We start from the raw sequence: 19,490 nt of genomic DNA, 5'->3' as shown, positions 1-19,490 counted from the left end.
GATAGCCCAACAGGCAAAACGGCCCCTGTCAACGACAGGGGCCGCAAAAGAAAATTTCAGGGGGCGGCGCGATCAGAACTTGTAGCCGAGACCGCCGCGCACGGTGCTGACATTGGTGTCGATCGAACCCGAGAAGCGGACATACTCGTATTCGGCGCGCGCGAAGATATTGCCGAACAGCATCATGTCGACGCCGGCGCCCGCCGAATAGCCGACGAGCAGATGGTTACCCTGGGTATCCTTCGCACTAAGCGTGACTGGCGCGGCCGCCAGCGCATCGGCCTGGGTGAGACCCCAGCGATCCGAAACCGTGACGGAGCGCGTGATATTGGCGTTGCCAAGCGCGACGCCGCCGAACAGATATGGCAGGAAGTTTCCGTAAACGTAACCGGCGCGGCCACGGATCGTACCCATGTCGGTGATTTCCATCGCTCCAGTGGAGGTCGCGCTGGCGACATGGAAATTGCCGTCACTCAACGCGGCACCGGAAATGCGCGAGGCCGAGGCCGTCGAATTTCCGTTGAACTTGGCATGGATGTAGCTGGCCTCGACGCCGAGCACGACATCGCCCCATTGGGAATTGTAACCGAGGAATCCGCCGAACACAGACCGCTTTTCCGATGCCTTGCCGATAAACAGCGGCCACTGCGACACCTGCATCTCGTTCTCGATGATGGTGTTGGCGAGCAGCCGCTCGGTCATCGCCTTGTTCGAGCCGGTGAAGTTCATGTCGGACGCGCCGTAGCCGACCTGGCCGCCGACGTAGAAGCCCTGCCATCTGACGTAGCGCGGGCTCTCGCGGAGCATTCCGCGCAGGACCGGCAGATCTTCGGGATAGTCGGCGGCCTGCGCACCCTGCACGGCTGCCGCCATCATCACTGCCAACACGATCCGACGCATCACAAAACTCCCGTCATAAACGCTTAACTACGTTCGATCATGCCGCGTTAACCCTAATCATTCGTTATCGCCGCGCTTGTCGCGCAAAAGAAAAACGGCGCGGAAAAATCCGCGCCGTTGAAGTTTGGCAGGAGAGACGAAGAGAGAAGAAATCCGATCAGCCCTTGCGGATCAGCGGAGGCAGCATCGGCGGAGCGTAAGCCGGCACCGGATCGATTGCCCAACGCACGCCGAACTTCAGGTCGTGCGACGTGATGTTCTTGAAGTGCATCGGGTTGTAGACGTTGTTGGTGCCATCGAAGGCGTACATGTCGCCGGTGATGCCATCGCCAAGATCGACGTAGCGATACGCCAGTTCCATGGTCAGGCTTGGATTGATCTTATAGGCAAGACCGGCGTGAACGGCCCACGCGAAATTCCATTTGGTCGCGGTCGGACCGAACGCGAGGCTTGGGGCGGGTTGGCCGGTATCCGTGAAGCCCGAGATGGTGTTGGCGGAGCCGCCGATACCGACGCCAACGAACGGCGTGATGCACCACCAGGTGCCGAGGTCTGCATAGACGTTCGCCAGAACCAGCCACTCGGACTTGCTGCCGGTGTAGGTGTTGGTGCTTGTCGGCACGCCGTTGAACGACACGATGTCGGCGCCGTGGAAGTTCGACTTGCCGCGATACTCACCCGTGACGTCGGCGCGGAACCAGTTGTTGAAACGATAGCCGACGCCGAGGCCGAAGATGCCTGCGCTGTCGAAGCCGAGGCCGGTGTTCTGCACGGTCGTTCCGGGCGTGTAGTAGAGCGCATTGTCGAGGCGCTTGACCTGCTGATTGCTGAAGCCGATGTCGCCGCGCAGATACCAGCCGCCGAAGTCCTCGACCGGAGGCGGGACATACATGGGCGGCGGTGGCGGCAGGTCAGCCGCGAGCGCGGCCGAGGAAATCAATGACGCCGCTCCTGCGGCAATCAGGTTCTTGAGAGTACGCATTGGTCCGGTCCTTTCGTCCGGTGAGGCAACGCGGCCTCACACACAAAACTCACAGGCGGACGATGGCACCAAATGCTTAAGCGGCACTTAACCCTAATTCTTAACCGTGATTTTTAATCCGGCTTAAGCGAGACGGTAAATGTTTACATAACGCGCGACGTATCGCGCGCCACAAATCCTAATGATGTGTTGAGAGATAAGTCAGGGATACTGACGGGATGGCGTCGACCGAATTACGCCAGCGTCATTCCGGGGCGCGAGTGAGACGAGCGAACCCGGAATCCATTGTCTCGCACATCTGGATTCCGGATCGGCCCGCTTCGCGGTCCGTCCGGAATGACGTCCCATTTTGTCAGAGCTTGTGGCGCTTGATCTGCGGCAGGAAGACCGCGAGCAGGCCGATGGCCGGCAGCAATGCGCAGACCTGATAGACGAACGTAATGTCCTTCCAGTCCGCGAGCTGGCCGAGTACGGCGGCGCCGATGCCGCCGAAGCCGAACGTCATGCCGTAGAACAGTCCCGAGATCATGCCGAGACGATGCGGCATCAGCTCCTGCGCGTAGACGATGATCGCAGGCGTCGCCGACGAAATGATGAAGCCGATGATGATGCTCAGCACCGCGTTCCAATAAAGATCGACGTAGGGCAGCGCCAGCGTGAACGGCAGCGCGCCGATGATCGAAAACCAGATCACGTACTTGCGGCCGAAGCGGTCACCGAGCGGGCCGCCGAAGAACACGCCGACCGCGCTCGCCCCCAAAAACAGGAACAGATAGATCTGCGATGCCTGCGTCGTGACGCCGAATTTCTGCATCAGGAAGAACGTGTAATAGCTTGAGATGCTCGCGGTGTAGAACGTCTTCGAGAACAGCAGCACCATCAAAACGCCGAGCGCGACCATAGTGCGCGCCGACGACGGCCCGTCTTCCGGCAAGGATGTGTGAGCGCTCTTGCGCTGCGCGACGCGCGGCTTGTACCAGCGGCCGATCTGCCACAGCACGGCGATGGCGAGCGCCGCCACCAGCGAGAACCATGCGATGCTGCCCTGCCCGAACGGCACGATGATCAGCGCCGCGAGCACGGGGCCTATCGCGGTGCCGACATTGCCGCCGACCTGAAACACCGATTGCGCGAAGCCGACGCGGCCACCCGACGCCATCCGCGCGATGCGCGAGGATTCCGGATGGAACACCGCCGAGCCGGTGCCGACCAGACCGGCCGCCAGCAGGATGACCCAGTAATGATTAGCCACGCTGAGCAGGATCAGCCCCGCGAAGGTGAAGCCCATGCCGAGCGCGAGCGAGAACGGCTTCGGATACTTGTCGGTGTAGGCGCCGACGAACGGCTGCAACAGCGACGACGTGAACATGAAGGCCAGGGTGATCATGCCGATCTGGCCAAAGTCGAGTGCGTAGTTGTCCTTCAGGATCGGATAGACCGACGGGATCAGCGACTGCATCAGGTCGTTGAGAAGATGCGAGAAGCTGATGGCGCCGATGACGGCGAAGGCCGGGCCTGTCGCGACAGGCGGCGTCCGCGGCGCATCCACGACGATGGGCGCAACGAGGGTATCTTCCGACAGGATAACGGGCTTGTTCACGGCAGCTTCCGGCAAATGTCACAGCGAATGGGTGTGGCATACAAATTCAGCGGCGACCCCACCAGTCGCGATTGACCATGGCTGATGTGCCGGATTGGCATCTCCTTGCGGGGAGAGGTAACAGCACCCCGGACCCTGAGGTGCGAGCACTTGCGAGCCTCGAAGGGTGGCGGCGAAAGTCGGCATTCGACCGCCACGCATCCTTCGAGGCTCGCCGCAAACGCGGCTCGCACCTCAGGATGACGCGGCAACGTACCATATGGGTCCCCGCTTTCGCGGGGACGACCGGAGATTTTAAGCCGCAGCCGATGCCGTGCCGAGAGCCGAGACGATCATGTCCACGGCCTCCTCGACCAGGTCGCGGTTGTCGCCCTCGCCCATCACGCGGATGACCGGCTCGGTCCCCGACGGGCGGATCAGCAGCCGGCCGCTGCCGTTCAGGCGTTTCTCCGCATCGACGATCGCCGATTTCACGCCCGGATTGTCGAGCGGCTTGCCGGCGCGGTAGCGCACGTTCTTGAGAATCTGCGGCATCGGCTCGAAGCGATGGCAGACTTCCGAGACCGGACGGCCGAGGCGCTGCACCACCGCGAGAACCTGCAACGCCGCGACGAAGCCGTCGCCGGTGGTTGCGAAGTCGGACATGATGATGTGACCCGACGGCTCGCCGCCGAGATTGTAGCCGCCCTTCTGCATCTGCTCGAGTACGTAGCGGTCGCCGACCGGCGTGCGCAGCAGTTCGATGCCCTGCTGTTTCAGATAACGCTCGAGGCCGAGATTGGACATCACGGTGGCGACGATGCCGGGCTTCGCCAGCCGCCCGTCGTCCTTCCAGCTCTGCGCGATCACCGCGAGAAGCTGATCGCCATCGACCACGTGGCCGCGTTCGTCGGTGATGATGACACGATCGGCGTCGCCATCGAGCGCGATGCCGATATCGGCGCGCATCTCGCGCACCTTGCGCGACAGCGCTTCCGGCGAGGTCGAACCGCAATCCTTGTTGATGTTGAAGCCATCCGGCTCGACGCCGATGGCGATGACGTCCGCGCCCAGCTCCCACAGCGCTTCCGGCACCACCTTGTAGGCCGCGCCATTGGCGCAATCGACCACGACGCGAAGACCGTCGAGGCTGAGATCGCGCGGCAGCGTGCGCTTGGCGAATTCGATGTAGCGATCATGCACGCCGTCGATACGGCGGGCACGCCCGAGACTGGCGCTCTGCGCAAGGCGCTTGTCGAGGTTCTCGCCCATCAGCAGTTCGATCTGCGCCTCGACGTCGTCGGACAGCTTGAATCCGGCGGGGCCGAACAGCTTGATGCCGTTGTCGTCGAACAGGTTGTGCGAGGCCGAGATCATCACACCGAGATCGGCGCGCATCGACTTGGTCAGCATGGCGACCGCCGGCGTCGGCATCGGGCCAAGCAACAGCACGTCCATGCCCACCGAGGTGAAGCCCGCCACCATGGCGTTTTCAATCATGTAACCGGACAGCCGGGTGTCCTTGCCGATCACCACGCGATGGCGATGGTCGCCGCGCTGAAACACCAGCCCGGCCGCCTGCCCGACCTTGAGCGCCAGTTCCGGCGTGATCAGGCTGTTGGCACGACCGCGGATACCGTCGGTCCCGAAATATTTGCGCACCATGAATTCCCCTGTTCCGCCGAGTCTCTGGCCAGGCTTCGAAAGTACCTGTTGGCTCTGGCGAACGCCCCATTCTAGCGGAAAGGCCGTTATAAAGCCTCTGGAGCCGGGATTTCTTCAAATAATATGATGAATCATTACCGCCGCCCGGAACCGGCGGCGGCTTTTATCTATTTGATTCATAAAGATATTATTCGGAAACCGGGCACCTTGCCGGAATCCGCCCGGGGCGTCAGCCTTTCCGCCTGCTGTCCTCATCAAACCTCGACGGCGACGGCTGGGTCACGCTGACCGGATCGGAGCCCGGAAATGATTCTTCCAGCCCCGTCTCGAGTTCGTCGTCGAGCTTCTTTTTTTCAGGGTCTTTCGGCCTGTTGGGTTTTTTCGGCTTGGTGCCGGCCTCAGCCATGATGTGCTCCTGCGTGGGTTCGCAGGGATAACGTGCGGGAACGCCGCCTGTTCCGGACGCTAGTTCTCTGGCTCGACATGCTGGTCCGGCTGGGTCAGTTCGACCGGATCGGAGGCGGGAAAGGTCTCTTCAAGCGCTTCGTTCAGTTCTTCGTCCAGTTTGCGCTTTTCGGATTCCGCCTCTTTGGCCGATTTAGCTGATTTGGGGCTGGAGGTTTTCTTGCTCATGAGCCTCTCCGCGGCGCAGCGGCTATTTGCGTGCGCCTCAACCATGATAGATGATCGTCCGAGGGCATTTTCGCAAGAAAATGCCCCATTTTAAATGCGCGTATTCTGGTCGCAAAACCGGTGCCCACTTTTGCGGAATACGCGCCAGTGTCCTGAATCCGAAGTTCGCTTCATTTTGCAGCGCGCACATGGCGAACTTCGGATTCAAAAGGACACTGGAAGTTATAGTGTTCTAGTGTGGTTTTGGTTCGCACGTCCGCAAAAGAACGCGCTGTAGAAATGATGCGGACGTGCGAACCACCACACTAGAAAATTCAATGACCCGAGGATGCGTCCATGAAGAACATTACCTGCATCGAGGACCTGCGGCAGATTCACAAGCGCCGCGTGCCGAAGCCATTTTTCGATTACGTGGACGGCGGGTCCTATGCGGAAGAAACCCTGCGCGCCAACATCAGCGACATGCAAAAGTTCAAATTCCGCCAGCGCATCCTCGTCGACATCTCAAAGCGGCAGCTCAACACGGCCATTCTCGGCGAACCGGCGGCGATGCCGCTGATCCTCGCGCCGATCGGCTCGGGCGGACTTCAGCATCAGGACGGCGAGATCTACGCATGCCGTGCTGCGCAGAAGGTGGGTATTCCCTACACACTTTCGACCATGTCGATCTGCTCGATCGAAGACGTTGCCGCGAATACCGACAAGCCATTCTGGTTTCAGCTCTATGTGATGAAGGACCGCGGCTTCGCGAAATCGCTGATCGAACGCGCCATCGCCGCGAAATGCAGCGCGCTGGTACTCACCGTCGATCTTCAGGTGTTGGGACAGCGTCATGCCGACGTCAAGAACGGCCTGTCGGTGCCGCCAAAGCTGGTGACGCTGAGAAATCTCATCGACTTCGCGACCAAGCCGGCTTGGGTCTTGGGTATGCTCAAAGGGAAAAGCCGGAATTTCGGCAACATCACCGGCCATGTGAAGGGCGCAGGCGATCTCGGCTCCACATCAGAATGGGTCGCCTCGCAGTTCGACCAGTCGCTGAACTGGAAGGACGTCGAGTGGATCCGCTCGATCTGGCCCGGCAAGCTCATCATCAAGGGCATTCTCGATGTGGTCGATGCGCGTGAGGCGGTGAAGACCGGCGCGGAAGCCATCGTGGTGTCGAACCATGGCGGCCGCCAGCTCGACGGCGCACCGTCGTCCATTTCGGTGCTGCCGGAGATCGTGCAGGATGTCGGCTCGCAAACCGAGATCATGTTCGACGGCGGCATCCGCTCGGGACAGGACGTGATGCGCGCGCTCGCGCTCGGCGCGAAGTCCTGCATGATCGGCCGCGCCTATATCTACGGCCTCGGCGCGGGCGGGCAGGCGGGCGTGGAGCTGGCGCTGGATCTGATCGGCAAGGAACTGAGCACGACCATGGGCCTCACCGGCATCAACCGGATCGGCGAGATCGATCGCCGCGTGCTGACGGACCACACACAGACCAACGCGTGAGCAGCCCGCGGAATTGAGGCGGGCGTTTGCAGTCAACGTGTGGCCTCTTTCTTCCCCTCTCCCCTTGTGGGAGAGGGTGCCCGAGCAAAGCGAGGGCGGGTGAGGGGTTTCGGGCTCTCTCGTTAAAGCGCACCCCTCACCCGGCTCATCTCGCTTCGCTCGATTTCGCCACCCTCTCCCACAAGGGGAGAGGGAAGAAGCCCAGCCCTACTGACAGCTCCAGGACGTCGTCACCTTGTCCTCGGCCATGGCCGCCGTGCAGCTCTTCTGCTGGATGTCGTTCGAGCCCGGCGTCTTCAGCTTCACGACACCGGCAAGTTCCCGAGGACCACGGCGCAGCATGTTGATTTCCGTGACAGTGATGTTCTTCGCAGCAAAGTCATCCTGCATGCGCTTCTTGACGTCCTCGATGAACGCCGGGCTGAAGCCCTGCGCGCCCTGATAAACGGTGGTGGCGCTGTAGATCACCAGCACGAGCGCGGCGAGCACGACGAATTTTCCGGTCCTGTTCACTTCGATTCCTGTATTGCTCTGAATGGATTTCAGGCCGTCCCTGCCTTCGCGGGGGACGGCATTTGTGTTTGTTGCAAGCAACTACTTCATGAGATCGGCCTCGACCAGCGCGCGCAGCTCCGGCGTCACGGTGGGACGCTTGCCGAACCACAATTCAAATCCGCGCACGGCCTGATGCAGCAGCATGCCAAGACCGTCGGCGGTTTTCAGGCCGCGCGCCTTCGCCGCTTTCAGCAACCCGGTTTCAAGCGGCACATAAACCAGATCGGCGACGGCCGCGCCTGCCGGGAGCGCGCCGACGTTCATATCGAGCGGCGGCTGGCCCTTCATGCCGAGCGATGTGGTGTTCACCAGCAGCCCCGCGCGCGGCAGCACATCGCCGGCCCGCTCCCATGCCAGCGGCTGCACCCGCGCGCCGAACTGATCTGCGAGCAACTGCGCGCGCGACGCGGTGCGGTTGGCAAGATGCACGCGCCTGATGCCACGCTCGATCAATCCGAAGATCACCGCGCGCGCCGATCCGCCCGCGCCGAGCACCAGCACGTCCTCCGTGCGGTCCCAGCCTGGCGCGCTGGCGTCGAGATTGCCGATGAAGCCCTCGACATCGGTGTTGGTCGAATGCAGTTCACTGCCGTTGAAGTAGAGCGTGTTGGCCGCACCCACCGCGCGCGCGCGCGCATCGGGCATCGAGAGCGCGAGCGCCTTTTCCTTGTGCGGAATGGTGACGTTGGCGCCCTTGTAGCCGCGCGCCGCAAGATTTCCGATAAAGTCCGCGAACGCCGCCGGCTCCACTGCCTCGATGCGATAGTCGCCGTCGATGCCGAAGGATTTCAGCCAGTATTTGTGGATCAGCGGCGAGCGCGAATGCGCCGCCGGCCAGCCGATCAGACATGCGGCGGGAGTAACACTCACGAAACAGGGCTCCAGTTCGATCAACCCGCATACGCATTTGATCCCGGATACGGGATCATCTCGCATGCCGATTGGTCAAATCACGCGCCGTCCGGTGCTGTCAATCGCTTGATCTCGGCGACGGCACTCGCGATGTCCGAGCGGTATTTCGCCTGCGGCGGCCGCGCGCCGTAGGACAGCAGCGTTCGCCGTACATTTGGCGATGCGCCGGTGATGAACACCCGCACGCCGTGACGCCGCGCCTTGGCCGCGATCTGCGCGATGGCATTCGCCGCGGTGGAGTCCAGCAGCGGCACCGCCTTGAAGTCGATCACCAGCGCCTTGAAGCCGGCCAGGCGATCAAGCACCGACGCCACGGCAGCCACCGCGCCGAAGAAGAACGCGCCGCTGATGCGATAGACCATGATGTCGCGGTCCGCAGCCAGGGTGGGATCGTAGCGCTCGCGGTCGCCGTTCGACGTGTCGGCCTTGTCGTCGACGGTGAGCGGCGCGTAGGTGTCAATGCCGGTGATCTGCGACATGCGGTGGATGAACAGCAACGAGCCGAGCGCGAAGCCGACCACGATGCCTTCGGTGAGATCGCGGAACACAGTAAGCAGGAACGTCGCCAGCAGCACGACGGCATCGCCCCACGATGAGCGAATGAGTGTCGCGAACTCATGCTTCTCCGCCATGTTCCATGCCACAACGGCGAGTACGCCTGCCAGCGTCGCCAGCGGAATGTAGCTCGCCCAGGGCGCGGCCAGCAGCATGAACGCCAGCAGGAACACCGAATGCAGCATGCCGGCAACCGGCCCGCGTGCGCCGGCGCGGACGTTGGTGGCAGTGCGCGCGATGGTGCCGGTGACGCAGATGCCGCCGAAAACAGCCGAGCCGATATTGGCGAAGCCCTGCGCAACCAGCTCGGAATTGGAGCGATGGCGGCGGCCGGTCATGCCGTCGGCGACGACGGCGGACAACAGCGACTCGATGGCCCCGAGCAGCGCGAAAGCCATCGCGTCGGGCAGCACGGCCTGAATCTTCGCCAGCGTGACGGCGGGAAACGACGGAGCCGGAAACGCCTGCGGAATGCCGCCAAAGCGCGTGCCGATGGTTTCCACCGGCAGCGACAGCAGCGCGGCCGCAACGCCGGTCACGACGACCGCGATCAGCATGCCGGGCCATGCCGGGCGCAGCCTGCGCAGCCCCACGATGATGGCGATAGTCGCGACCGAGATCGCCACCGCCGCGACATTCGTGGTACCGATGGCCTGGCCAAGCACTTCCAGTTTTGGAATGAGTTCACCTGGCTCCTTGCCGGCCAGCGTAAGGCCGAGCAGATCGCGGATCTGGCTGGCGAAAATGATGACCGCGATTCCGGCGGTGAAACCCACCGTCACCGGATAGGGAATGAACTTGATGTAAGTGCCGAGCCGCAGGAACCCGGCGGCGATCAGGATCAGCCCGGCGATCATCGTCGCCAGCAGCACGCCATCGATTCCGTGACGCGTCACCGATGCCGCGACGAGTACGATGAATGCCCCGGCGGGGCCGCCGATCTGAAACCGGCTGCCGCCAAGCAGCGAAACCAGGAAGCCGCCGAAAATCGCGGCGTAGAGTCCGCGGTCAGGCGTGGTGCCGGAGGCGATCGCGATGGCCATCGACAGCGGCAGCGCGACGATGGCGACGGTCAGGCCCGCGACCACATCGGCGCGAAACACATCGAGGCCGTAACCTTCGCGCAGGACCGTGACGAATTTCGGCGTGTACAGTTCCGCGAATGTCGGCTGCCGCTGCCTCGACCGTGTACTCAATGCGTCCATGTGTTCTGCGCCTGCGTCTCACGCCGGCGCGCCGCCGGCTTTCGAGTGGTCCGATTCCAGCATTCGCATCCCGCCGCGGCAGGCATTTTTGCGAATGCTGGAATCGAAGGACCATTCGCAAATATAAGTTCTGGCGGAGTTCTGGATTTGACGTTCGCGCGGCGTATACGCGGCCGGCGGAGGCGCGAATGTCAGATCCACTCCACTAGTTCCGGGGCGATTCCCTGAATCGCACGCCCCGGCCCCCGCCCTCGCTTCTGATGTTGTCGCCGATCAGGTCGACACCCGCGCGGTTCAGCGCGTCGACGACCTTGGTCAGCGAATCCACGATGCCGCGCACGTTGCCGCCGCTGGCTTCCATCCGCTGGATGGTCGGAAGCGACACACCTGACAATTCCGCGAGAGTCTTCTGGTCGATGCCGAGAAGTGCCCGCGCGGCCCGCATCTGCGATGACGTAATCAATACCAAAATTCCATGTTGAGAGACCAGTATGCAAGTAAAAAACGGCCCTAATGATGTATTATACATCACTAGGGCCGTTTGTCCTGTTCAAATTTATGCGACAGGGCGATACCGCCGGCAAATCTCCCCCTCACCCTGGAGCGAAGGACCTGCTGGCGAGTGCTTGCCTATGCGGCGGCCCGATGCGCGGCGATGATCTGCTCCGCCGCCCGGCCGGTCACTTCGGACATATGATCGAACTGCCGGGTAAAGCCGCCAGCCCCGGCTGTCGCCGAACGCAACTCCACGATCAGATCACCGATCTCGGCTTCGGGCATCATCGCCCGCACCCTATCCCAGCCGGTCCAGCCTTCGCGGGTGTCGAAGCCGAGAATCTGGCCGCGCCGCCCCGACAGGATGGAGTTGATTTTCGCGGTCGCGTCGGTCGGACAGACGATCTCGACCACATGGATCGGCTCCAGCAACACCGGCGCGCATTGCGGCAATGCTTCAGTGACGCCGATACGCGCCGCCGTGCGGAACGCCTGATCGGACGAGTCGACGCTGTGATACGAGCCGTCGGTCAGCGTCACTTCGAGATCGATCACCGGAAATCCGAGCGGCCCGCGCGACATGCCGTCGCCGACGCCCTCTTCCACCGCGCCGATATAGTTCTTCGGCACGGCGCCGCCGACGATCTTTTCACGGAACACCACGCCGCTGCCGCGCGGCAACGGCTTGATGTCGAGCACCACGTCGCCGAACTGGCCGTGGCCGCCGGACTGTTTCTTGTGCCGCCCGCGCTGGGTGATGGTCTTGCGGATGGTCTCCTGATAGCCGACCGGCGGCGCGTGCTGCTTCACGGTGACGCCAAAGCGGTCCTTCAACCGTTCGACCGCGACGCGCAGATGCATCTCGCCCTGTCCCCACAGCACCATCTCGTGCGTGAGAGGATTGTGGACCACGCTCAGCGACGGATCTTCCTCGACCAGACGCGTCAGCGCCTGCCCCAGCTTGACGTCGTCCTTGCGATCCAGCGCGGACAATGCCGTCGCCAGAACGGGCGGCGTCGCCGCGACATCGGCCAGCGCGGCGGGCGTGGTCTTGCCCGTCGTCAGCGTCTCGCCGGTATGGACCGGATCGAGCTTGCCGAGCGAAACCGTCTCGCCGGCAGCCGCCGACGCACGCTTGCCGTCCGCGCCTCCATTCGGCACGGCTATACCCGAGACCCGCCCGCTGCCGCCGCTTGACGACTGCACGGTGTCGCCGTCGGCGATGTGCCCGCGCAGGATGCGGGCCAGCGACAGCTTGCCGCCATGCTGAAGATGCGTGGTCTTCATGACGTAGGCGAGCCCCGTCTTCTCATCGTCAACGCCGAGGCGCTTCGCGGTCGCCGTGACATTGGGGGCTTCGTGGCGCAGCGCCTTCATCAGCCGCAGCACACCGTTCTCGCGCGTCGCGCAGCCGAGCAGCACCGGACAGATCTGGCCTTCGCGCAATTCGCTGGCGAGATCGTCGAACACCGCGTCGCGCGGCGGCGGAATGTCCTCAAGCAACTGCTCGAGCAGCCGGTCGTCATGATCGGCGAGCTTCTCCAGCATGGTGAGCCGGGCTTCCTTCTCGCGGTCGAGGTCGCCGGCCTCGAGGCCGATCACCTCGGACGGCATGTGTTCGCGATAGACGAAGGCGCGCTCCAGCGCGAGATCGACGAAACCTGCGATGAGATCGCCCTTCCAGATCGGAATCTGCCGCAGCACCAGCGGCGTGCGCGACGCCGGCTGCAATGTCGCCAGCGTTTCGCGGACGCGCTTGTTCGCCTTGTCGATCTTGTTGAGAAACAGGAAGCGCGGAATCCCGAGATCTTCGAGTTCGCGCATGATGATCTGCAATTGCGGCAGTTTGCGCTCGTCGGCCTCGCACACGATGACGGCGGCATCGACAGCCGGCAGCGCCCCACGCATGTCGTGCGCGAATTCGACGGAGCCCGGACAGTCGATAAAGGTGTAGCTGTCGCCCATGAAGGTGGTGGTGGCGGCTGTCAGTCCGACGCTCATGCGGTGGTTACGCGCCTCCGGAGACTGATCCCCGACGGTGGTGCATGCTTCAACGGTGCCTGCTTTGGGAATGGCCCCGGTCCGGGCCAGGATCGCTTCAAGTAACGTGGTCTTGCCACTCTGGAATGGGCCCACCAGCGCGATGCACCGGGGACCATGGGGACTTCTCAGGTTGTCTTGTCCCATTTGCCGCCTCCTGTCTGGAGCACGGCCCGCATCGAGCGAGTTCCGGCGAAGTGCAATCCGGTCGCCGCCGGAACACTCTTACTTCATGTTGCGCGCATTCCGCTCGCGCCAATCCCACTTCTGCTGAATGCGCTCATGCGGGTCGGCGATGTGATCGTCTCAAGGAGCGGTGCGGTTGGCAAGCGGGAAACATCCCGCTGCGCAGCATACGTCGATCACCTAAAGTTGCTGTCCCGTTGGAGACATTATTGAAATCAAAAGGCCCGCCGTGACGGCGGGCCTTTGCAAAAAATATTCTGTACGAACCTTAGAACCGGCCTGGACGCAGTTCCATGCTCTGCACGCCGCCGGCGACGCTCAAGCCGGTTTGTCCCTGCACGCTCAGCGGTTGCAGGGCGAAGGAATTGGCCGATCCGCCGAGCATGACGTTGCCGCCAAGACCGACGCCAACCGCCGCGCTGGCATCGACACCGGCGTAGTTGCCCGACAGGTCGCCCATGCCGAGACGTGCGGTCGGGGCGAACACCGCCCATGACAACGCGGTCTCCGTCGTGATGCCGATATCGACGCCGATCTTGGTGATACGCGCGGTATAAAGATCATCCGGGCGGCCGTCGGAACGGAACACGCATCCGAGATTGGTCACCGAGCCGACGATCATGCCGATATTCGGACCGCCACGGCATTCCAGCACGCCGACCTGGGTGCGCCCCGACTGCGCATGAACGAGGACGGCCGTCGCAACGAGGGCTGCCGAGGCAATGGACAGGACGGTGGAAAGGCGGCGCATGGGATATCTCCGGCTGAATGGCGCGAATTGAATTTGATGCGAAAGGAATACGACCCATCCAGTCATACATACCGTGCGGCAATGTTCAATCGCTGGCCCGCCAACAACATTTAAAGAGCAACAAAAAAGGCCCGCATGTGCGGGCCTTTTTCATTCCGTTTCGTTAACTCAACCGCGATGGTGGCGGCGATGCTTGCGCTTCACCAGACCCGCCGGCTCAAGGTCGAGGCCGACGACGCCGCCGGCCACGTTCAGGCCGGTCTGGCCCTGCAGGCTGAGCGGCTGGAGCGCGTAGGAATTGGCCGAACCGCCCCACATCAGGTTGCCGCCGCCGCCGAGACCGATGGAGACGTTGCCGCCGACGCCGCCGTAGTTGCCGGCGAGATCGCCGCGGCCGATACGCTGGGTCGGCGCGTGTACCGCCCACGCGAAGCTGGTGTTTTCGGTGACGCCGAGGTCAACGCCGACGCGGGTGACATGCGCCAGATAGGGCTCGGGACGGCGGCCTTCGCTGCGGAAAACACACTCAAAGGTGGTCTTGGACGCGACGACCATGCCGACATTCTGGCCGCCCCGGCATTCCAGCACGCCGACCTGAACGGCCTGCTGTGCATTCGCCGTGGCGAAGGAGGCGACGAGTGCCGCGAACGCGGTACCGAGAACTGTTGAAAGACGCATGGAATTGAACTCCGGATTGCTTGTTTTGATTGGCGGCCGGACAAAAGGGAAGCGCCGTGTCAAAAACATGGCGCTTCCCTTATTTCCTATCAAACTGCCGACGTTATTCCGGCAGTGTTGCCTTATCGCAAGTTGCCGCAGAAGCGCTGGATGCGCTTGCAGGCGTCTTCGAGATCCGACGTTTTCGTGGCGTAGGAGATACGAAACGCCGGGCCGAGCCCGAATGCGGACCCCTGCACCACCGCGACGCCTTCGGTCTCCAGAAGCTCGGTCACGAAATCTTCATCGGTCGCGAGCTTCTTGCCCGACGGCGCGGTCTTGCCCATGGTGCCCGCGCAGGACGGATAGACATAGAACGCGCCTTCGGGCCGCGGGCAGTCGATGCCGCTCGCCTGGTTGAGCATCGCGACGACGAGATCGCGGCGCTCCTTGAACACCTTGTTGTTCGCCGCGATGAAGTCCTGCGGACCCGTCAGCGCCTCCACTGCCGCCCACTGCGAAACCGACGACGGGTTCGAGGTCGATTGCGACTGGATGGTCGCCATCGCCGAGATGAGCTGCTGCGGCCCGCCCGCGTAGCCGATACGCCAGCCGGTCATGCAGTAGGCTTTCGACACCCCGTTCACCGTCAGCGTGCGGTCGAACAGTTTCGGCTCGACCTGCGCCGGCGTGGTGAACTCGAAGTCGTCGTAGACAAGATGTTCGTACATGTCGTCGGTCATCACCCACACGTGCGGATGCTTCACCAGCACATCGGTAAGCGCCTTGAGTTCGGCGCGCGTATAGGCCGAGCCCGTCGGGTTCGACGGCGAGTTGAGGATGATCCACTTGGTCTTCGGCGTGATCGCCTTCTCCAGCGCGTCCGGCTGCAATTTGAAGCCGAACTCCGCCGTGCAGACCACCGGCACGCTTTCGCCGCCCGCGAGCGCCACCATCTCCGGATAGCTCACCCAGTACGGCGCCGGGATGATGACCTCGTCGCCGGGGTTCAGCGTCGCCATCAGCGCGTTGTACAGCACCTGCTTGCCGCCGGTGCCGACCGTGATCTGGTTCGGCTTGTAGGTCAGGCCGTTCTCGCGCTGAAACTTGGCGATGATCGCCTCCTTCAGTTCGGGAATGCCGTCCACCGCGGTGTACTTGGTCTTGCCGGCCTCGATGGCGTGAATCGCTGCCAGCTTGATGTTGGCCGGCGTGTCGAAATCCGGCTCGCCTGCGCCAAGCCCGATGACATTGCGGCCCGCGGCTTTGAGCTGACGTGCTTTATCCGTGACCGCGATGGTCGCGGACGGCTTCACACGGTCAAGCGCAGCGGACAGAAACGGCATCGTGTTCTCCTAAAGGATGTTGGTGGATCGCGAAGGCCCGGATTCGCGGATTTAGCGGGGCGGGGCACCCTAAAACGGGCGACGCTGCATCGCAAGAAACTTCGCCAAAAACACACGAAATTGCGCGCGGGACTAAGGAAACCTTAAAGCGCGCGCCCTACCGTCGGCGCGCGACATGACCGCTGCAACATTCGTAAATCCAGACGGGCAAATGAATCATTTCTGGCAAGCGCTGCGAACCGGGGGCTGGCTCACGCCAGGCCGCATCCGCGGCTATGCCCTGCTGGTGCTCGGCATCTCGCTGGCCGGCCTGATCGGGCTGGTCGCGACGTCGGATCATATGATCGACCGCAACGGCAAGCCGATCGGAACCGATTTTTCCAACGTCTATGCCGCCGGTGTCCTGACCCTGTCCGGCAAGGCGCCGGACGCCTACGACCCGAAGCTCCAGCACGCCGCCGAGATCGCGGTGTTCGAGGGCCGCGATGTGCCGTTCTTCGGCTGGCACTATCCGCCGTTCTTCCTGATGGTCGCAGCAACGCTGGCGCTGATGCCCTACGCTCTCGCGCTGGCGTGCTGGCTCGCGGTGTCCCTCCCCGCATTCATGGCAGCCATTCACGCCATCGTGCCAAGGCGCGAGACGCTGCTGGTCACGGCGGCGTTTCCGGCGGTGTTCGTCAATGTCGGCCACGGCCAGAACGGATTCTTCACCACGGCCCTGCTCGGCGGATTTCTCACCCTGCTGGACCGGCGGCCCGCGCTGGCAGGCCTTTGTCTCGGCCTCCTGTCCTACAAGCCGCAATTCGGAATCCTGATTCCGCTGGTGCTGCTCGCGACCGGCCGCTGGACCACGATCCTCAGCGCCGCCGCGACCGTGATCGTGCTGATCGTGATCTCGACGCTGCTGTTCGGCATCAATGTCTGGCATGCCTTCGCCGAATCCGCGACCTTCACACGCACGATCGTGCTGGAAGCCGGCGGCACCGGCTGGGAGAAGATCCAGTCGCTGTTCTCCGCGGTGCGGATGTGGGGCGGCGGCATCGATCTCGCTTACGCCGCGCAAGCCGCGCTCGCGCTGGTGCTGGCGGTCACCATCGTCCGGCTGTGGCGCTCGCAGGCGGCGTTCGAACTGAAGGCCGCGGCGCTCGCCATCGCGAGCCTGCTGGCGACGCCCTATGTGCTGGACTATGACCTCGTCGTACTCGGCATCGCCATTGCGTTCCTCGTCCGTCACGGATTCGCACGCGGCTTTCATCCATACGACATCTCGCTGCTCGCGCTGGCCTGGGCCGCGCCGTTCCTGACCCGCAGCATCGCGGGCCTGAGCGGCATTCCGCTCGGCCTCCTCGTCATGATCGCGCTGTACGTCATGACGCTGCGGCGCGCGGCGAGCGATTTCGGCATTCATGCAATCGGGAGCAGCCGTCTTGTCAAAGCTTGATCGCGTCCGCGACGAAATCGATGACCTGTTTCCGCAGAGCGCCATGGTGCGCAACCGCTCGATCGCGGTGCTGCTGCCCTGCTACAACGAAGAGACCGCCATCGCCGCCGTGATCGGCGGCTTCAAGCGCGCGCTGCCCGGCGCGCGGATTTACGTCTACGACAACAATTCCACCGACGGCACCTATGGGGCCGCGGTCGCCGCAGGCGCCATCGTCCGCCGCGAAACACTGCAAGGCAAAGGCAATGTGGTCCGCCGCATGCTGGCCGACATCGAAGCCGACATCTACATCCTCGCCGATGGCGATGCGACCTACGATCCGACCGCCGCCGGCGCGCTGATCGAGGCGCTGGTAACGCGCAATCTCGACATGATGGTCGGCACCCGCAACGGCGGCGACGGCGCGTTTCCGCGCGGACACCGTTTCGGCAACCAGCTCTTCAACCGCATCCTCGCGCATATGTTCGGCGATGGGTTCACCGATATTCTCTCGGGCTACCGTGTGCTGTCGCGGCGCTTCGCGAAATCGTTTCCGGTGACATCGAGCGGATTTGAAATCGAGGCGGAGTTGTCGGTTCATGCGCTCGATCTCAAGATCGCCACCGGCGAGATGCCGCTGCCTTACGCGACGCGGCCAGAAGGATCGCAGAGCAAGCTGCGGACCTATCGCGACGGCGCCCGGATTCTGCTGACGCTGATCAAGCTCTACAAGGAAACGCGCCCGCTGCGCTTCTTCAGTGCGATCGGCGCCATGCTGCTGCTGATCTGCCTCGGTCTCGGTGCGCCGCTGATCGTGACGTATCTGGAAACCGGCCTCGTGCCGCGTTTTCCGACCGCGATTCTCGCCGCCGCCATCGCGCAGCTCGGCTTCCTCTCCTTCGCCATCGGCCTCGTCCTCGAAGCCATCGCGCAGGGCCGCCGCGAAGCCAAACGCATGCGCTATCTCGATCTTGACGCAGTTGCGAACAAACTTTGACGATCACGAAAAACCGGCATTTCTCACGCCGATTTGCGTGAAATTGACGCCCTCACACGTGCCTCGCAGAATAAAATCTCGTGTGGCTGCATAGCTGTGCGCGATTTGACTTTTTCTAACGCAAAGGCCTTGCGGCAGGGGTCCCGGAACCTCATTGTTACATCGGCCTGGGGGCAGGCAGGGGTGGCAGTCCGGTTCGCGCCGCATGTCCCTGGCGGTACTTTCGAAGGCCCGTATGTACAAACTTTACTCGATGCAGCGCTCCGGCAACAGCTACAAGGTCCGCCTTGCGCTGGCGCTGTTGAATGCGCCGTACAAAGCCATCGAGATCGACATTCTGCGCGGCGAAAGCCGCACGCCGGAATTTCTCGCGCGCAATCCTTCAGGACAGGTGCCGCTGCTCGAAGTTGCTGACGGCCGCTATCTCGCCGAGTCCAACGCGATCCTCTGGTATGTCGCGATCGGCACATCGCTGGCGCCCGAAGACCGCATCGATCGCGCACAGGCGCTGCAATGGATGTTCTTCGAGCAGCATGCGCTGGAGCCGAGCGTCGGCGCCGCGTATTTCTGGCTGGTGCTGGTGCGCGGCGGCCGCGACCTGCAAACCCACTCGCTGGAAGACTGGATGGAGCGGGGCTACGCCGCGCTGCGAGTGATGGAAAATCACCTCAAGACCCACGACTATTTCGCGGCGGGACACCTGACCGTCGCGGACATCGCGATGTACGGCTACACCCATGTCGCCAACCAGTGCGACTTCGACCTCTCCGGCTATCCGTCGGTGAAGGCCTGGCTGAAGCGGGTCGAAAGCGAGCCGCGCTTCGTGTCGATGGCCTGGAAGCCGGCCGAGGTCATGGCTCCTGAAACCGCCCCGGGAACCGAGACCGGCCTGACCGCCGAGGCCTGAGTCAGCCTAGCGTGGTGGCTCGCAAGTCCGCATCATTTCCATGGCACGGTCTTTTGCGGACTTGCGAGCCAAAACCACGCTAGAATTATAGTTTTCTAGTGTCCTTTTTCGAATCCGAAGTTCGCTGTGGAGCGGGCTGCAAAATGAAGCGAACTTCGGATTTGGGACACTAGTTCGGAGCGGGATAGCGGGCATAACCCGCTGATTTTCC

Annotated in this window: 18 protein-coding genes; 4 read left to right on the top strand and 14 right to left on the bottom strand. The window is 62.9% G+C overall.

Annotation, left to right across the window (positions count from 1 at the left end; translation table 11 throughout):
- Nucleotides 1-72: 72 nt before the first annotated feature.
- From AC1Q6J_RS20860 to AC1Q6J_RS20835, 6 genes are all read right to left on the bottom strand, one after another.
- Entirely contained in the window at nt 73-900 is an 828-nt protein-coding gene (locus AC1Q6J_RS20860; RefSeq protein ID WP_492281062.1) for an outer membrane protein, read from the bottom strand.
- A 157-nt stretch (nt 901-1,057) separates the two neighbouring features.
- The gene (locus AC1Q6J_RS20855) at nt 1,058-1,882 is read right to left on the bottom strand and encodes an outer membrane protein (RefSeq protein WP_492281061.1); all 825 of its coding nucleotides are present in this window, start codon (nt 1,880-1,882) and stop codon (nt 1,058-1,060) included.
- Nucleotides 1,883-2,234: 352 nt separating this feature from the next.
- Entirely contained in the window at nt 2,235-3,482 is a 1,248-nt protein-coding gene (locus tag AC1Q6J_RS20850; protein WP_492281060.1) for an MFS transporter, read from the bottom strand.
- Nucleotides 3,483-3,776: 294 nt separating this feature from the next.
- A complete protein-coding gene (gene glmM / locus AC1Q6J_RS20845) occupies nt 3,777-5,126 on the bottom strand; it encodes a phosphoglucosamine mutase (RefSeq protein ID WP_492281059.1) in 1,350 nt (449 codons plus the stop codon).
- A 229-nt stretch (nt 5,127-5,355) separates the two neighbouring features.
- Entirely contained in the window at nt 5,356-5,532 is a 177-nt protein-coding gene (locus tag AC1Q6J_RS20840; RefSeq protein ID WP_492281058.1) for a hypothetical protein, read from the bottom strand.
- A 59-nt stretch (nt 5,533-5,591) separates the two neighbouring features.
- Nucleotides 5,592-5,759 carry a hypothetical protein gene (locus tag AC1Q6J_RS20835; protein WP_492281057.1) on the bottom strand — a complete coding sequence of 56 codons (168 nt, stop codon included), beginning with the start codon at nt 5,757-5,759 and terminating at the stop codon, nt 5,592-5,594.
- Nucleotides 5,760-6,095: 336 nt separating this feature from the next.
- Here AC1Q6J_RS20835 and AC1Q6J_RS20830 point away from each other — a divergent pair, with 336 nt between their 5' ends.
- Nucleotides 6,096-7,253 carry an alpha-hydroxy acid oxidase gene (locus tag AC1Q6J_RS20830; protein WP_492281056.1) on the top strand — a complete coding sequence of 386 codons (1,158 nt, stop codon included), beginning with the start codon at nt 6,096-6,098 and terminating at the stop codon, nt 7,251-7,253.
- A 207-nt stretch (nt 7,254-7,460) separates the two neighbouring features.
- Here the strand turns inward: AC1Q6J_RS20830 and AC1Q6J_RS20825 are convergent, their stop codons facing one another.
- From AC1Q6J_RS20825 to AC1Q6J_RS20790, 8 genes are all read right to left on the bottom strand, one after another.
- The gene (locus AC1Q6J_RS20825) at nt 7,461-7,766 is read right to left on the bottom strand and encodes a hypothetical protein (RefSeq protein ID WP_492281055.1); all 306 of its coding nucleotides are present in this window, start codon (nt 7,764-7,766) and stop codon (nt 7,461-7,463) included.
- An 81-nt stretch (nt 7,767-7,847) separates the two neighbouring features.
- Nucleotides 7,848-8,678, bottom strand: a complete 831-nt coding sequence (locus AC1Q6J_RS20820; RefSeq protein WP_492281054.1) for a shikimate dehydrogenase — start codon at nt 8,676-8,678, stop codon at nt 7,848-7,850.
- A gap of 80 nt (nt 8,679-8,758) precedes the next feature.
- Entirely contained in the window at nt 8,759-10,480 is a 1,722-nt protein-coding gene (locus AC1Q6J_RS20815) for a SulP family inorganic anion transporter (protein ID WP_492281053.1), read from the bottom strand.
- Between the two features lie 205 nt (nt 10,481-10,685).
- Nucleotides 10,686-10,943 (bottom strand): helix-turn-helix domain-containing protein, encoded by a 258-nt coding sequence (locus AC1Q6J_RS20810; RefSeq protein ID WP_492281052.1) that lies wholly within the window; start codon nt 10,941-10,943, stop codon nt 10,686-10,688.
- Between the two features lie 167 nt (nt 10,944-11,110).
- Nucleotides 11,111-13,162, bottom strand: a complete 2,052-nt coding sequence (locus AC1Q6J_RS20805; protein WP_492281051.1) for an elongation factor G — start codon at nt 13,160-13,162, stop codon at nt 11,111-11,113.
- Between the two features lie 307 nt (nt 13,163-13,469).
- Complete coding sequence (locus AC1Q6J_RS20800) at nt 13,470-13,952, bottom strand: DUF992 domain-containing protein (RefSeq protein ID WP_492281050.1); 483 nt, start codon at nt 13,950-13,952, stop codon at nt 13,470-13,472.
- Nucleotides 13,953-14,120: 168 nt separating this feature from the next.
- Nucleotides 14,121-14,630, bottom strand: coding sequence for a DUF992 domain-containing protein (locus AC1Q6J_RS20795; protein ID WP_492281049.1), 510 nt, complete (start codon nt 14,628-14,630; stop codon nt 14,121-14,123).
- A 122-nt stretch (nt 14,631-14,752) separates the two neighbouring features.
- Nucleotides 14,753-15,955: a pyridoxal phosphate-dependent aminotransferase gene (locus AC1Q6J_RS20790; RefSeq protein ID WP_492281048.1), complete on the bottom strand. Its 1,203-nt coding sequence runs from the start codon at nt 15,953-15,955 to the stop codon at nt 14,753-14,755.
- A gap of 211 nt (nt 15,956-16,166) precedes the next feature.
- Here AC1Q6J_RS20790 and AC1Q6J_RS20785 point away from each other — a divergent pair, with 211 nt between their 5' ends.
- The 3 genes from AC1Q6J_RS20785 (at nt 16,167) to AC1Q6J_RS20775 (ending at nt 19,279) form a co-directional block, all read left to right on the top strand.
- Nucleotides 16,167-17,396 (top strand): glycosyltransferase family 87 protein, encoded by a 1,230-nt coding sequence (locus AC1Q6J_RS20785; RefSeq protein ID WP_492281047.1) that lies wholly within the window; start codon nt 16,167-16,169, stop codon nt 17,394-17,396.
- Entirely contained in the window at nt 17,383-18,372 is a 990-nt protein-coding gene (locus AC1Q6J_RS20780) for a glycosyltransferase family 2 protein (protein ID WP_492281046.1), read from the top strand. Before AC1Q6J_RS20785 ends, AC1Q6J_RS20780 begins: the two co-directional genes overlap by 14 nt.
- Nucleotides 18,373-18,607: 235 nt before the next feature.
- A complete protein-coding gene (locus AC1Q6J_RS20775; protein WP_492281045.1) occupies nt 18,608-19,279 on the top strand; it encodes a glutathione S-transferase family protein in 672 nt (223 codons plus the stop codon).
- Nucleotides 19,280-19,490 lie beyond the last annotated feature (211 nt).

It is taken from the genome of Afipia sp. MLSD5-FHT05B12 (genome assembly GCF_058793355.1).
This window is presented reverse-complemented; position numbering and strand designations above follow the sequence as displayed.